At 71.3% G+C, this 13,936-nt stretch carries 19 protein-coding genes; 8 read left to right on the plus strand and 11 right to left on the minus strand.

The features are described from left to right. The 9 genes from Msi02_RS17165 to Msi02_RS43305 form a co-directional block, all read right to left on the minus strand. On the minus strand, positions 1 to 1,065 hold the full coding sequence (locus tag Msi02_RS17165; protein ID WP_193205588.1) for an NADH-quinone oxidoreductase subunit B family protein: 1,065 nt from the start codon (positions 1,063 to 1,065) through the stop codon (positions 1 to 3). Continuing rightward, complete coding sequence (locus tag Msi02_RS17170; RefSeq protein WP_239108463.1) at positions 1,052 to 1,738, minus strand: D-sedoheptulose-7-phosphate isomerase; 687 nt, start codon at positions 1,736 to 1,738, stop codon at positions 1,052 to 1,054. The genes Msi02_RS17165 and Msi02_RS17170 overlap by 14 nt, the downstream gene beginning before the upstream one ends. Continuing rightward, positions 1,735 to 1,944, minus strand: a complete 210-nt coding sequence (locus Msi02_RS17175) for a HypC/HybG/HupF family hydrogenase formation chaperone (protein ID WP_079320252.1) — start codon at positions 1,942 to 1,944, stop codon at positions 1,735 to 1,737. Before Msi02_RS17175 ends, Msi02_RS17170 begins: the two co-directional genes overlap by 4 nt. After that, positions 1,941 to 2,558: a D-sedoheptulose-7-phosphate isomerase gene (locus Msi02_RS17180; protein WP_204049269.1), complete on the minus strand. Its 618-nt coding sequence runs from the start codon at positions 2,556 to 2,558 to the stop codon at positions 1,941 to 1,943. Before Msi02_RS17180 ends, Msi02_RS17175 begins: the two co-directional genes overlap by 4 nt. A gap of 173 nt (positions 2,559 to 2,731) precedes the next feature. After that, a complete protein-coding gene (locus Msi02_RS17185) occupies positions 2,732 to 3,004 on the minus strand; it encodes a GlsB/YeaQ/YmgE family stress response membrane protein (RefSeq protein WP_204049270.1) in 273 nt (90 codons plus the stop codon). A 75-nt stretch (positions 3,005 to 3,079) separates the two neighbouring features. Next, positions 3,080 to 3,733 (minus strand): response regulator, encoded by a 654-nt coding sequence (locus Msi02_RS17190; RefSeq protein ID WP_204049271.1) that lies wholly within the window; start codon positions 3,731 to 3,733, stop codon positions 3,080 to 3,082. After that, positions 3,730 to 4,878 carry a sensor histidine kinase gene (locus Msi02_RS17195; RefSeq protein WP_239108464.1) on the minus strand — a complete coding sequence of 383 codons (1,149 nt, stop codon included), beginning with the start codon at positions 4,876 to 4,878 and terminating at the stop codon, positions 3,730 to 3,732. The genes Msi02_RS17190 and Msi02_RS17195 overlap by 4 nt, the downstream gene beginning before the upstream one ends. Before the next feature lie 52 nt (positions 4,879 to 4,930). After that, the gene (locus tag Msi02_RS17200) at positions 4,931 to 5,965 is read right to left on the minus strand and encodes a LacI family DNA-binding transcriptional regulator (RefSeq protein WP_079320257.1); all 1,035 of its coding nucleotides are present in this window, start codon (positions 5,963 to 5,965) and stop codon (positions 4,931 to 4,933) included. Between the two features lie 9 nt (positions 5,966 to 5,974). Beyond that, positions 5,975 to 6,196 carry a hypothetical protein gene (locus tag Msi02_RS43305; RefSeq protein WP_239108465.1) on the minus strand — a complete coding sequence of 74 codons (222 nt, stop codon included), beginning with the start codon at positions 6,194 to 6,196 and terminating at the stop codon, positions 5,975 to 5,977. A 90-nt stretch (positions 6,197 to 6,286) separates the two neighbouring features. Between Msi02_RS43305 and Msi02_RS17205 the strand changes: the two genes are divergently transcribed. Next, positions 6,287 to 6,922, plus strand: a complete 636-nt coding sequence (locus tag Msi02_RS17205) for a phosphoribosyltransferase (protein ID WP_239108466.1) — start codon at positions 6,287 to 6,289, stop codon at positions 6,920 to 6,922. 76 nt (positions 6,923 to 6,998) lie between these two features. Further along, entirely contained in the window at positions 6,999 to 7,430 is a 432-nt protein-coding gene (locus tag Msi02_RS17210) for a DUF2267 domain-containing protein (protein ID WP_079320259.1), read from the plus strand. Between the two features lie 4 nt (positions 7,431 to 7,434). On the opposite strand, the gene Msi02_RS17215 is transcribed toward Msi02_RS17210, so the two are convergent. Then, positions 7,435 to 7,659 (minus strand): DUF1918 domain-containing protein, encoded by a 225-nt coding sequence (locus tag Msi02_RS17215; protein ID WP_204049273.1) that lies wholly within the window; start codon positions 7,657 to 7,659, stop codon positions 7,435 to 7,437. 30 nt (positions 7,660 to 7,689) lie between these two features. Further along, on the minus strand, positions 7,690 to 8,811 hold the full coding sequence (fbp, locus tag Msi02_RS17220; RefSeq protein ID WP_079320271.1) for a fructose-1,6-bisphosphate aldolase/phosphatase: 1,122 nt from the start codon (positions 8,809 to 8,811) through the stop codon (positions 7,690 to 7,692). A 100-nt stretch (positions 8,812 to 8,911) separates the two neighbouring features. On the opposite strand from fbp, the gene Msi02_RS17225 reads away from it, so the two are divergent. From Msi02_RS17225 to Msi02_RS17250, 6 genes are all read left to right on the plus strand, one after another. After that, positions 8,912 to 9,361, plus strand: a complete 450-nt coding sequence (locus Msi02_RS17225; RefSeq protein ID WP_204049274.1) for a CBS domain-containing protein — start codon at positions 8,912 to 8,914, stop codon at positions 9,359 to 9,361. After that, entirely contained in the window at positions 9,362 to 10,663 is a 1,302-nt protein-coding gene (locus Msi02_RS17230; RefSeq protein ID WP_204049275.1) for an acyltransferase family protein, read from the plus strand. Next, positions 10,660 to 11,508: a YihY/virulence factor BrkB family protein gene (locus Msi02_RS17235; protein WP_204049276.1), complete on the plus strand. Its 849-nt coding sequence runs from the start codon at positions 10,660 to 10,662 to the stop codon at positions 11,506 to 11,508. The genes Msi02_RS17230 and Msi02_RS17235 overlap by 4 nt, the downstream gene beginning before the upstream one ends. 39 nt (positions 11,509 to 11,547) lie before the next feature. Further along, positions 11,548 to 12,795: an AI-2E family transporter gene (locus Msi02_RS17240; RefSeq protein WP_239108467.1), complete on the plus strand. Its 1,248-nt coding sequence runs from the start codon at positions 11,548 to 11,550 to the stop codon at positions 12,793 to 12,795. Positions 12,796 to 12,887: 92 nt separating this feature from the next. Then, a complete protein-coding gene (locus tag Msi02_RS17245) occupies positions 12,888 to 13,529 on the plus strand; it encodes a hypothetical protein (RefSeq protein WP_204049277.1) in 642 nt (213 codons plus the stop codon). A 95-nt stretch (positions 13,530 to 13,624) separates the two neighbouring features. Further along, on the plus strand, positions 13,625 to 13,936 hold a 312-nt coding region (locus Msi02_RS17250), incomplete at its 3' end, for a hypothetical protein (RefSeq protein WP_204049278.1).

Raw genomic sequence — 13,936 nt, forward strand, 5'->3', positions numbered from 1 at the left:
CTAACTCCAGGGGGCCTTGTAGCCGGTGAGCAGCTCGCGGCCCTTCTTGTGCCACTTCGGCTCTTTGTCGACCGTCTTGAACGTGATGGTCCGCAGCGCGCGGATCACCGTGCCGTACGCCTCGCTCGCGGTCGAGGAGACGCGGGCGCCGGGCGGCTCGTCCATGAACGGCATGAACTTGTCGGGGAAGCCGGGCATCGTGCACGCGATGCAGATGCCGCCCACGTTGGGGCAGCCGCCGATGCCGTTGATCCAGCCGCGCTTGGGCACGTTGCACTTGACGACCGGCCCCCAGCAGCCGATCTTCACCAGGCACTTCGGCGAGCCGTACTCGGTGGCGAACTGGCCCTGCTCGTAGTAGCCGGCCCGGTCGCAGCCCTCGTGCACGGTCTGGCCGAACAGCCACGTGGGGCGCAGCATGTGGTCCAGCGGGATCATCGGCGCCTGCCCGGCGAGCTGGTAGAGCAGGTAGAGGATCGTCTCCGACAGGTTGTCCGGGTGGATCGGGCAGCCGGGCACGTTGACGATGGGCAGCCCGGCCTTCGACCGCCACTCCCAGCCCAGGTAGTCGGCCACGCCCATCGCCCCGGTCGGGTTGCCCGCCATCGCGTGGATGCCGCCGTACGTCGCGCAGGTGCCCGCGGCGAGCACGGCGGTCGCCTTGGGCGCGAGACGGTCGAGCCACTCGCTGGTCGTCATCGGCTGGCCGGTGTCGGGGTTGTTGCCGAACCCGCACCAGTAGCCCTCGCGCTTGATCGACTCGTTGGGAATCGATCCCTCGATGACCAGCACGAACGGATCGAGCTCGCCTCGGTCGGCCTTGAAGTACCACTCGATGAACGTGTCGGCGCCCTGCATGGGGCCGCACTCGAAGTCGATCAGCGGCCAGTGGACCGCGACCTTGGGCAGGCCGGGCAGCGCGCCGAGCACGATCTCCTCGATGCTCGGCTGGGTCGCGGCCGTGAGCGCGACCGAGTCGCCGTCGCAGCTCAGTCCGGCGTTTATCCACAGGATGTGGACGACGGGCTCCTTCTGTCCGTCTGGCTGTCCGTCAGGCGCCGTCATCGCCGTCACCAGCTTCCATACGGGTCAAGGCCTGCTGGGTGAGCTCCCAGAGGGCGTGGTAGACGGTCGTCTGGGCCTCCTGGATCCGGTGGACCGAGGCCGCGGGGACCACGAACAGGTGGTCGATGGTGCCGAGCTCGGCCATCTGGCCGCCGCCGTAGCCGGCCAGCCCGACCGTGAGCATGCCGCGCCGTTCCGCCTCCTCGAACGCGGCGATGAGGTTGCGGGAGTTCCCGCTGGTGGACAGGCCGAGCGCGATGTCGCCCGCGAAGGCGGACGCGGCGAGCTGCCGGGCGAAGACCACCTCGAAGCCGATGTCGTTCGCCAGCGCCGTCACCACCGCGATGTCGGCCGTGAGGGCGAACGCCGGCAAAGGGTGCGCGGCGCCCCCGTTCATATGGCCGGGGTTCATGAAGAGCGTGGCCACGTCCTGGGCGTCGGTCGAGCTGCCCCCGTTGCCGAAGGCGAACAGCCGGGCCCCCGCCGCGAACGCCTCCGCCATCGCCTCGGCGCAGGCGGCGATCCGCTCCCCGTCGCGCTCCAGCACCGTCCGGCGCAGGGTGACGATCTCGTCGACCTTCTCCACCGTCGACTGGCGTACGGAGGTCATGACCGCGTCGAGGTCCGTGGATCCGGAGTAGAGGAAGGGGTACAGCGCCTCGATGTCGCTCACTGCCTCACCTCCCTCACGACCGCGATGGCCTCCTTGGCGTGGACCAGGACGGTGTCGCCGGGCTCGGCCTCCACCAGCGCGACGCTGACCACCTCCCGGCCCCGGCCGGTGTCGACGAGGGCGAGGTCCCGCTCCAGGAGCCGTACGACGGTCACCGCGACCGCCTCGTCCGAGCAGGTGATGCACGTCTCGTCGTGGCAGTTCATGGGATGACCCTCGGATCCAGCACGCCGGGCTGCTCGAAGAACACGTGCACCAGCTCCCAGAGGATGTGGTAGGTGGTGACGTGCACCTCCTTGACCACGCGGGGGTCGGCGGAGCGGGCGATCAGGACATGGTCGACGGCCGGGCTGCGGCCGATCGGGCCGCCGTCGTCGCCGCCGGTCAGCGCCAGCGTGAGCAGCCCGAGCCGGTGCGCCGTCTCCAGGCCCCTGAGCACGTTCACGCAGCCCCCGTCGGGCGAGATGCCCAGTGCGATGTCCCGCGGCGCGGCGAGACGGCGAAGCTGGTGCGCGAAGACCTCCTCCAGGCCCGCCGTCGCGGCGACCCCCGTGATCGTCGCCACGTCGCTCGTGAGCGAGAACGACGGCAGCGCCCGTTTGCCCACGATCACCGGGTGGACGAACTCCACGGAGATGTGCTGGGCGTCGGTGGCCGCCTCGCCGTTGCCGAAGACGATGAGCCTGCCGCCGCCGTGGAAGCGCGTCGCCATCGCGTGGCAGGCCCTGGCCACCACGTCGGCCTCGTCGGCCAGGCCGAGCGCCGGCCCCACACGACGGGCGAACACCTCCGGAACACGTGCAAGGACCGCCTGGTCCATCGCGGACCACTTCCCCCGGATCGCGTCTTCCCCGCAGGAAATCCCCTGGTTAACGACCGTACGCCGAGCCGTGACGGGGGGAATCAACAGATGTCGGTGATTTCGTAAAGACCACTAAGTCCGGACATGCCGATGGCCCCGGACGTGTCGGGGCCATCGGCGGGGTGAGGGGCCTAACCGACGCTTCGTCGGTGGTACACCCCCGCGGCCAGGGCGACGCCGATGGCGGCCAGGACGACCTGGATGATCAGCTGGATCCAGCCGAACCCGCCCGACGGGGCGACTCCCACCGCTCCGGCGATGGCCGTGCCGATGAGAGCGGCGACGATACCGATGATCACGGTCAGCCAGATAGGGATGGCCTGGCGCCCCGGAACGACCAGCCGGCCGAGAGCGCCGATGATGAGTCCGATGATTATGGCGGAGATGATGCCGCTGACGGCCATGCTGCCACCCTCCTTGTGTTCGGCTGCCTCCCTTCTGCCCAGGCGAAAACGGACAAAACCTGATAAATAGGATGATCAGGCGCTGCCGGTGATGCGGTTCTCCCAGGCCCAGGCGGCGACCTCGACCCGGTTGCGCAGGCCGAGCTTGGCCTGGATGCCGGCCACGTGGCTCTTGACCGTGCTCAGCGAGATGAACAGTTCTGCCGCGATCTCCTGGTTCGTACGGCCCCGGGCGACGGCCCGGACGACTTCCAACTCCCGGTTCGAGAGCGGATGGTCCACCCGGCCGGAGTCCGGCAGACGAGCCGTCAGATGGCGCAGCAGTCGCAGGGTGACCGACGGGGAGACCAGGGCGTCCCCCTGGTGGGCGGCCCGCACGGCCTCCACGAGCAGGGCGGGGCCGCAGTCCTTCAGGACGAAGCCGGTCGCGCCCGCGCGCAGCGCGCCGTACACGTACTCGTCCAGGTCGAACGTGGTGACCACGACCACCCGCAGCGGGTCGGGCACGCCCGGACCGGCCAGGGCGCGGGTGACCTCGATGCCGTCGAGCCGGGGCATGCGCACGTCCACCAGGCACACGTCCGGCCGCAGCCGCCTGGCCGCCTCCACGGCCTCGGCGCCGTCGGCCGCCTCGGCGACCACCTCGATGTCGGGCTGGTCCTCCAGGATCAGCCGCAGGCCGCCGCGGACCATCGCCTGGTCGTCGGCCACCAGCACTCTGATCGTCATCTACGGTCACGCCCGGGGACGGGCAGGGTGGCGAGCACCGACCAGCCGGACTCCGAACCTGCCATCGGACGCGGCCCGGCGCGCAGCGTGCCGCCGAGGGCCTCGACCCGCTCGCGCATCCCGATCAGGCCATATCCGCCACGCTGGTGGTGCCGCGAGGGGGTCCGCGGCGAGTCGTCGGCGACCTCGACGGTGAGCGTGTCGCGGTCCCGCTCCACGCTGACCGTCACAGAACGGGCGCTCGGGGCATGGCGGGAGACGTTGGTCAGCGACTCCTGGACGACCCGGTAGACCGTGCCGGCCACCTCGGGCGGCCAGGTCGCCGTCTCCTCCTCACCCGGCAGCCGCAGGCGCACCGCACGGCCGCCCGCCTCGAAGCGCTCGATCAGCTCGCTCAGCCCCGCGGGGGTGGCGGCCTGTCCTGCGGGCTCGTCCGGGTCGCGCAGCAGACCGACGACGCGGCGCATCGCCGCCAGCGCGTCGGACCCGGCCGCCTCGATGTCGGCCAGGGCGTCGCCCGCCTTCTCGGGGCTCTTGCGCGCGACCAGGCGGGCGGCCTGGGCCTGCACCACGATGCCGGTGACGTGATGGGCGACGACGTCGTGCAACTCGCGGGCGAGCCTCAGCCGTTCCGCCCGGCGCACCCCCTCGGCGACGGCCCGCCTGCGGGCGTCGAGCAGCCGCGGGCACAGCCCGGCCACGACGGCGGCGGCCCAGGCCAGGACGTTCATCAGCGTGACCGAGGGTACCCCGGCGGCGAGCGCGTGCGCCGTCAGCAGGCTGCCGGCGGCCACGGCCAGCCCGCCGGCCGCCACGCCGCAGGCCGTACGGACCGGCAGCGCCCTGACCGCCGTGCCGACCAGCACGGCCAGGCCGAGGGCCATCCCGGGACCGGGCTCGCTGGGCAGGTCGGCGAACCTGGCGGCCAGGACGGCGGTCGCGGCGACGGCCAGACCGGCCGCGGCCGCCCGTGCCGGGTCGAACCGGCGTGCCAGGGCGATCACACACACCACCGCCCCGGCGGCGCAGTCGAACCGCCAGTAGCCGCCGCCCCAGCTGCCGGCGATCCGGGAAGCCCAGAAGGCCAGCACCGCGGCGAACACGGCGCCCAGTCCGACGTCGGCCGCCCATCCCCCTACACGCACAGCAGCGAGGCTACGAGATCGGCCGCCCGCGCAGAACCGGCCGAAAGTACTGTTATCGGGATGGCGGTGCGGTGCTCTCCCGTACGACGAGGGTGGTCGCGAGCTCGACCCGATGCTGTTCGAGCCGCTCGCCATCCGCCAGGGCCAGGACCATCCGCGCGGCGGCGGCCCCCATCTGCACGAGCGGCTGCCGTACGGTCGTCATGGGCGGCCCGGCCCATTGGGTGAACGACAGGTCGTCGAACCCGACGACGCTCAGGTCCTCGGGGATGCGCACCCCGGCCCGCCTGGCGGCCTCGTACACGCCGAGCGCCTGCAGGTCGTTGGCGGTGAAGACGGCGGTCGGGGGATCGGGCAGGCGCAGCAGCTCGGCCCCGTCCCGCAGGCCGCCCTCCACGTAGAGGGTGCTGACCCGTACGAGCGCGGGGTCCACGGGCACGCCCGCGGCGTCCATCGCGGCGCGGTAGCCGTCGAGCCGCGCCCGGCAGCACGGCCACTGCGTCGGCCCGCTCAGCATCGCGATGCGGCGGTGGCCGAGGTCGAGCAGGTGGCGGGTCGCGGCCATCCCGCCGCTCCAGTTGGTGGCGCCGACCGACGGGGTCTGGTGCAGCGGCTCGCCGGTCGGGTCGAGCACGACCAGGGGGATCGAGCGGGTGGCGAGCTGCGACTGCTGCTGCACGGTGAGCTCGGAGAAGACCGCCACGACGCCGGTGGGGCGGCGGGCGAGCACCTGCTCGGTCCACGCCCTGCCCGGGGTGAGCCGGCCCTGCATCTCGGTCAGCACCACGGCGAGCTCGCGCTCCCGCGCGACCTGCTCGACACCCTGGATGATCTCCAGCGCCCACAGGCTCTCCAGGGCGTGGAAGACCAGCTCCAGGATCGCGGCGGGCTCGCTGTCGCGGCGCCGGTAGCCGTGCTCCCGCAGCACCGCCTCCACCCGCTGCCGGGTGGCCAGGGCGACTCCCGCGTGGCCGTTGAGCACCCGCGACACGGTCGGCGCGGACACTCCCGCCAGGTGGGCGATCTCGGCCACGGTCAGCCTCTGACGCGGAAGCTCCCCGTCGAGGGCCGGGTCGGTCGAGGTCACGGCGACAGTCTATGGGCCTTCGCTCTCCTCCGGCTGGATCAGGCCGGCCGCGAGTAGCAGTTCGTGGGCGAGCCGGGCGGCATGCTCGGGCCGGGCCCGCCCGGCCTCCTCCAGCGGTCCGCCCTCCAGGCCGCCCGCCAGCACCCGTACGGCCTCGGCGAGCGAGCGCACCTGCCGTTCCGTCGCGTCGAGCCTGGCCTTCAGCTCGTCGATCTCTCCGGGATTGGACATGCTCCAAGTCTTCCCCGGGCCCTTCGGCCCTACCGCGGACGGCGGCGGAGGCCGACGGTGAAAGACAGGGGAAGGGCAGGGGTGACTGTCGTGTTCGTCGATCGTCGTGACGCCGGCCTGCGCCTGGGCGAGCGGTTGCGCGGCCTCCCGGGGACGGAGGACGCGGTCGTCCTCGGCCTGCCGCGAGGGGGCGTGCCGGTGGCGTTCCAGGTGGCCAGGGCCCTCGGCGCCCCCCTGGACGTGATCGTCGTACGCAAGCTGGGCGTGCCGTACCAGCCGGAGCTGGGCTTCGGCGCCATCGGCGAGGGCGGGGTGCGGGTGGTGAACCCCGACGTCGTACGGCTCGCCAACATCACCCGCGCCGAGATGGCCGAGGTGGAGCGGCGCGAGCGGGCCGAGCTGGAGCGTCGCGCCCGCCGCTTCCGGGGCGGCCGCGAGCCGGTGGACCTGGCCGGCCGTACGGTGATCGTGGTGGACGACGGGATCGCGACGGGCGGGACGGCCCGCGCCGCCTGCCAGGTGGCCCGCGCGCACGGAGCCTCCCGGGTGGTGCTCGCGGTGCCGGTCGGCGCCCCCGAGACGATCGCGAGCCTGCGCAGGGACGCCGACGAGGTCGTCTGCCTGGACACGCCCGACCACTTCTACGCGATCGGCGCGTGGTACGACGACTTCACCCAGACGAGCGACGAGGACGTGGTCGATTGTTTGCGGCGCGCCACAGAATAGGGACCATCGGCCCTGGTAGAGGGCGCGGCCGGGTGCGCAGCGTGGGATGGAGCGACTGTCAGCGGAGGAGGACGTGATGTCCACCACCCACCACGTGCACAGCCTTGACCACACGATGCAGACGACCAACCGATGGCTGGCCGCCGTCGCGGGGGCCATCGGCACCGAGGACCGGGAGTTCGCCCACCGCGTGCTGCGGACCTGGCTGCACGCCGTGCGCGACGGCCTCCCGGTGCCCGCCGCGGCGCACCTCGCCGCGCAACTGCCCGACCTGCTGCGCGGGATCTACTACAACGGCTGGGACCCCGCGGCGGTGCCGATCCGCCGGGACCGCGAGGAGTTCACCGCCCACTTCGCCGCCACCGGCCGCGTCGCCAACGCCGACGTGCCCAAGCTCGCCAAGGCGGTGACCTCCGTGATGTACGAGGAGCTGACGCCGGGGGTCGTCGACCACGCGCTCGGTCAGCTACCGAGAGAGGTGCGCGACCTGCTGGGTGGGCCCTGTTAGGTCGTCAGGGGCTCTCCGGGAACCGCTCCCAGTAGTGCTCGACGTAGTGCTCGACGCGGGCGTCGGGCCCGGGGAAGAAGCACAGCGTCTCCCGCTCCTCGTCGAGCCATCGCACCAGGTAGGGGGGTGAGCCGTCGGTGTGGTAGAGCGCCACCACGATCCCGATGCGGCCCGCCCTGCCCCGGTGGATGCTCTCGACGATCAGGCGGTCGCCGACCGACGCCTTCATCAGCAGGACCCCCTTTCTTCAGCCGCTTCGTCAGCCGCCGACCGGGGTCGCGACCTCGGTCGTGATCGGCGTCCAGCGGTGTGCCAGGCGCTTGGTGAGGGAGGTCATGGTGGTGTACTCCAGGTCCTCCAGCGGCAGCCGGTGCGGCTCGAACGGGCCGTGGCGGCGCAGGTAGTCCATCACCTCGACGGCCTGCCGCCGGGCTCCGTCGAACGCCGGGTCGTCGAACATGTCGCGCGGGCCGATCAGCTTGCCGTCCTTGATCTGGAAGCCGAGCGCGACCACCCGCGGCGGGCCGTCGAACCGCGACGGGTGCGCCTGCCCGGTGGCCACCGGCATCAGCGGCGCGTGGTGCGAGCCGCGCATGCACCCCGCCACGGAGTAGGCGAAGGCGAACGGCTCCAGGGCCTCGCCCACGGCCGGCAGGCCCGACTGGCAGCGCACGATCATGACGGGATCGTCCTTGCCGACGTACCTCCCGGCGATCAGCGACAGCCGCTGGGTGCTGGTCGCGGCCGCGGTCATGCCCAGCGTCTTGGACCGGACACCGTGGATCACATAGCGTGCGGGGGCGCCGATGTACATCAGCATGTCGTAGAGGTCCGCCGGGCAGTCGAAGACGATGCGCCGGTCCTCGTGCAGGTCGTACACCTCGAACGCGAACCCGGCGTGCATCTTCTCGTCGATCACCAGTCCGGAGGTGTTGGACGGGTCGGCGAACATCCTGTACAGCGGGAGGTTCCACGCGCCCGGCTCGGTCTTGTCCGCCAGGAAGCACAGCACCGGCTCCGAGGGCCGCTCCTCGAACTCCAGTTCGGCGTAACCAGGGCCCATGCCGCGCAGGTTGCCGGAGAAGGCGTCCGACAGCAGGTCCTGGCCGGCGCCGTACAGGCCGAGTTCCTTGGCGAGGTGGGTGGTCGCTTGGAAGGTGTCCCAGGCGAAGGAGTGGATCAGCCCCGCCTCCTGGCCGTACGTGTGGGTCATGATGAGCGAGATGTCGTCCCCGCAGCTTTCGACGTGGCCGTCGATGAGGAGCCCGGAGGACTTCGCCCGCTCGATCTCCCGCCGCGCCTCGGCCATCAGCCGGGGATGGACGGCGGAGTGGCCGACGAACCCCCCTGTGTCGGCCTTGATGACGCTCAGCGTGATCATGGGGACCACCTCCATCTCCACGTTTATTCGGACTTGAGGGGATAAATAGGGCATAAGGTCACAAGCGGGGCGGACTTCCGTACGAGGGGGAGAGCCGGCCATGAAGATCAAAGAAGTCATGTCCACGCCGGTGGTCATCGTCCCCCCGATCACGCCGGTGCGGGACGTCGCGCGGCACATGGACTACTCGGGCGTCGGCTGCGTCGTGGTGTCGGAGGGACGGGGCATCGCCGGCATCGTGACCGACCGTGACCTCGCCATACGCGTGCTCGCCCAGGAGGACAAGGACGGTGACACGCCGGTCGGCCAGGTGATGTCGGAAGACCCGGTGGTGGTGCGGGCGGACGACGAGGTCGAGGTGGCCTTCGACACGTTCCGCCGCCACTCCTTCCGCAGGCTCCCGGTGGTGGCTGAAGAGGGGGCCGCCGAGGGGGCCGTGGTCGGCATACTGACGATCGACGACCTGCTCCTCCAGATGCACCAGCTCACCGCCGACCTGCTCACGCCGGTGGTCAAGGAGATCAGCGAGCCGCAGCATCAGAGCGACTAGATGTTCACGCCACTGCGGCGTACGGCGGAACGCACGCCGCCCGGCCGCGACCGTCACATCGACCTGCTGCGCGCCGTCGCGATCGCGCTGGTGGTGCTCGGGCACTGGCTGGCCGTCGTCGTGACGTACGGCGATCGCGTCGGCGGCGGCACGGTCCTCGCGTTCGTCCCCTGGGCCCGGCCGCTCACCTGGCTGTTCCAGGTCATGCCGGTGTTCTTCCTGGTGGGCGGCTTCGCGGGAGCCGCCTCGCTCGGTTCCTACCGGCGGCGGGGCGGCGACGCGATCGGCTGGTTCCTGTGCCGCACCGACCGGCTGCTCCGCCCGACGACGGCGTTCCTGCTCACGCTGGGCGGCGCGGCCCTGCTCGCGGTCCTCCTGGGGGCCGACCCCGCCATCGTGGGCAGGGGAGTCTGGCTCGCCTGCCTGCCGCTGTGGTTCCTCATCGCGTACGTCACGGTCGTCCTGCTCACCCCGGTCCTGCTCGCGCTGCATCGCAGGGCGGGCCTCGCGGTGCCGGCCACGTTCGCGGTGATGGTGGCGTTCGGCGACGCGGCGCGACTGCTCGGCGGCCCGGCCGTGTTCGGCGCGGCCAACTACCTGCTGGCCTGGGCGGCGGTCTACCAGCTCGGCATCGCCTGGCGGGAGGGGGCCCTGGCCGCCCGTCCCCGCGTGGCCGTGCCCATGATCGCGGGCGGCCTGGGGGCGCTCGTGCTGCTCACCGTCCCGGGGCCCTACCCGGTGAGCATGGTGGCCGATCCCGGTGACCGTCTGCAGAACACCTCGCCGCCGACGCTGGCGCTGCTCGCCCTGGCGGTCGCGCAGACGGGGGCGGCCCTGCTCCTGCACGAGCGCGGCGGGCGCATGCTGCGCCGTACTCGCCCGTGGACGGCCGTCGTCGCGGCCAACTCCGTGATCATGACGGTGTTCCTCTGGCACATGACCGCGGTCGTGATCGCCGTGCCCGCCCTCTACATCACCGGCCTGCTGCCGCAGCCGCCTCCAGGATCGGCCGCCTGGCTGCTCCTGCGTGTGCCCTGGCTCGCGTTCCTGACGGCGACCCTCGCCGTCCTCGTCGCCATGTTCGCCTTCGTGGAGAGGCGTGGGGGCTCCTGCCGGGCGCCGGGCGCGGGGAGGGCGGGGGCAGGGACGGTGGTCGCGACCTTGGCGGGAACCGGCCTGGTCGTCGTGGGCCTGCTCGGCGCGGCGCGCGCCGGCTCGGAGGGTCTGCCCGCGGCGATGCTCGCCGTCTACCTCGCCGGCGCCGTGCTGCTGCGGGCCGCCCGATCGTCGCACCGGTCATGAGGGTGCCGGCGGACGACTGGAAGAGGATCGCCGGGCGGGTGCGCGAGGAGGCGAAGCGGGAGCGGCTGTCCCTGCTGGCCGCCGGCATCGCCTTCTGGGGGACGCTGTCGATCTTCCCGATGCTGCTGGTCGTGGTGTCGGTCTACGGGCTGGTGGCCGACCCTCGCGAGGCGGCCGGGCAACTGGCGTCGCTGACCCGGCCGCTGCCCGGGCCCGTCGCCCACCTGCTGGTCTCCCAGCTCTCCGCCGCGGTGCGCACCGGAGAGAAAGGGCTCAGCGCCAATCTCGCGCTGAGCCTCGTCGGGCTGCTGTGGGCCTCGTCGAGGGCCGTCCAGGCGCTCATGCGGGGCCTGAACACCGTGTACGGAGGTCGGGAGAGTCACGGCCTCATCGGCACCCGCCTGCTGGCGCTGTTCTACACGGTCGCCGCGATCGCCGGAGTGTCGGTTCTGCTGGCGCTCGTCGCCGCGTTTCCGGTGGTGCTGGGACACATCGGCCTCGGCCGGGTGGCCCGGGTGGCCGTCTCGGTGGCGCGCTGGGCGGTGCTCGTCCTGCTCATCGGGGCGGGGCTGGCGCTGCTCTACCGGTTCGTCCCCGGCAGCCGCAAGGAGTCGCGGTGGCGGTCGGTCGCCTGGGGGGTGGGGCTCGCCATGCCCGCCCTGGTGGTGGTCTCGGCGGGCCTGTCGGCCTTCGTGACCAGCTTCGGGCGCTTCAACCAGACGTACGGCGCGGTCGCGGCCGTGGCCGTGCTCATGCTCTGGCTCTACCTCTCCTCGCTGATCGTGCTGCTGGGCGCCGAGGTCAACGGAGCGATCGAGCGCCATATGGAGGACTTGTCCGGATAAATCCGTGTCAAGTGACCTTGGTTGGGCAGCAGTGGGGGCGTGTCCGACAGCGGCCTGTCCCCAGGAAGCGGCATCTCCAGCGTGTTCCCCTCGCTCCCCGGCCAGGGGGAGACGACGCCGGAGCAGACCGGCCCCTCAGCGGCCCCTGACGGCCTGAGCCGGCCGGGCGTCGACCGTGGAGATCCTGTCGGCAACGGTGTCGGCGACAGCGCTGTCAACGGTGCCATGGCCACCGATCAGCCGTTCGGCAGGCCGGGACGCCCACTGCGGAGCAACCCGTTCATGTTCGGCCTGACCGGCGCCCTGGGCGTGCTCACCGCGTGGCTCCTGGTCGAGGCGATCGCCAGCGCAGGCTCGGCGCTCGTGCTCATCGTGGTCTCGCTGTTCCTTGCCATCGGACTCAACCCCGCGGTCGAGGCGCTCCAGCGGCGCAACCTGTCCCGCCGCCTCGCGATCACGATCGTGTTCGGGTCGGTCATCGCGTTCTTCGTGGTCTTCGGGCTCGCGGTCGTGCCGCCGCTCACGGAGCAGACGACCGGGTTCGTCCGGCAGTTGCCCGACTACGTGCAGCAACTCCAGAACCACCCACTGATCCGCTCGGTGGACGAGCGCTACCAGATCCTCGACAAGATCCAGCAGTACGTCGCGGGCGGCGGGCTGGCCACCCAGATGTTCGGCGGCCTCCTCGGTGTGGCGAGCGTGGTGATCAGTGCGTTGTTCAGCGCCTTCACCGTGCTCGTGCTCACGCTCTACTTCCTCGGGTCGCTCAACTCCATCAAGGAGACGGCCTACCGGTTCGTGCCCCGCTCACGCCGTACGCGGGTCCGCCTCCTCGGGGACGAGATCATCAACCAGATCGGCGGCTACGTCGCGGGCAACCTGATCATCTCGCTGATCGCCGGGGTGGTGACCTACCTGTTCCTGGCCATGCTGAAGGTGCCGTACGCGCTCGCGCTGGCCATCTTCGTCGCGGTCACCGACCTGATCCCGCTGGTGGGCGCCGTCATCGGCGCGGTCGTGGCCTCGGGCGTGGGTTTCCTCTCCTCGGTGCAGGTCGGCATCGCCTGCGTGGTCTTCTTCGTCGTGTACCAGCAGGTCGAGAACTACTGGATCTCCCCGAAGGTGTTCAAGTCGTCGGTCGACGTGCCCCCCGTGGCGACCATCGTCGGGGCCCTGCTCGGCGGGGCGCTGCTCGGCATCGTCGGGGCCCTGCTCGGCATCCCGCTGGCGGCGGCCCTGCTCCTCCTGGCTCGCGAGGTGGTGCTGCCCCGCCAGGACCGGCTGTAGCCGTCTTCCGGAAGAGGGTGCCGTCGCGGTGCTCACTGAGGGAAGCTCGCGTCATGCGACTTCCGTACCGAATCGCGGGGCTATGGGTACGTGTGGCGTTGCTCGTCGTGCTGCTGTGGGGCGCTCTGGTGACCGTGCTCAGCATGACCCCGCGCGAGCGCACCCTCGCCGACTTCCACACGGCGCTCCGGGCCGGGCAGGTCACGTACGTCATCTACTACGGCACCCCGATGGATCTGCGGTGGTCGACGGGCCCTCTGTTCTGGTATCACGTCGAACGCTCCGAGATCGGGGCCTACACCCCCAGCGAACTTCTCCGCGACCTGAACGCCACCGTTCCCCGCCCGGAGGCCGGGCTTGCCCACTCGCATCAAGGGTTCTTCTCGGGGTGGCCGTTCCGCGTGCCGTTCCACGGCGCGACCTGGCTCGTCGGCGGGGCCTGGTTCGCCGCACTCCTCACCATGATCGGGACGGGCCGGCCCAGGCTGGGAAACAGATGGGCCTGGTTCTGGCTGTTCACGGTGGGAGAGGTGGGCGCGATGCTGTTCCTCCTCCTCGAACCCCGATCGCTGTGGTACGGGCTGGAGCCTCAGGAGCCGGTTCCCAACCCGATGGGCGGAGGTCGTGGCTGCGCTCTGGCTCTCTGCCTCGGCCTGGCGATTCCCGTCCTCATCGCGGTCGGGCTCTCCCACGTGTTCCACACCCTGCTCGATCTCCTGCCTACTGCCCCGTGATCCTGTAGCTCCAACAAATCGCTTCCGCGTGGTTGCTCAAGGTGAGCATGCAGGGGAGAATTAAAACAGAATTTCGAATTCCGCGAGGAGGTGTGATGGATCTGTTCGATCTCGATCCTGAGCGCCTTCGTCGTTCGAATAGCTCTGATAGCTGCTCTGATGGCTCTGACGGTTGGTGGGATCGGTTGACCTCCGGTTCCCCGTTGTGGTCGTCCGAGGGCTCAGCCGCTCGCGAGCAGGCAAGCCAGGACCCGAGCGAGGGCGCGCCCGGTGCCGCCGGCGCTGACAGCGCCGGTCGGGACAAGGCCCGGTCGTCGTGGGTGTTGGTGGGTTCGCTGCGGGAGTCGGCGCAGGAGTTGGCGCTGACTCCGCTTCCGGATGATGTGGACATCTGTGTGGCCGAGGCC

Source organism: Microbispora siamensis, from assembly GCF_016863095.1.
Classification (GTDB): Bacteria; Actinomycetota; Actinomycetes; order Streptosporangiales; family Streptosporangiaceae; genus Microbispora; species Microbispora siamensis.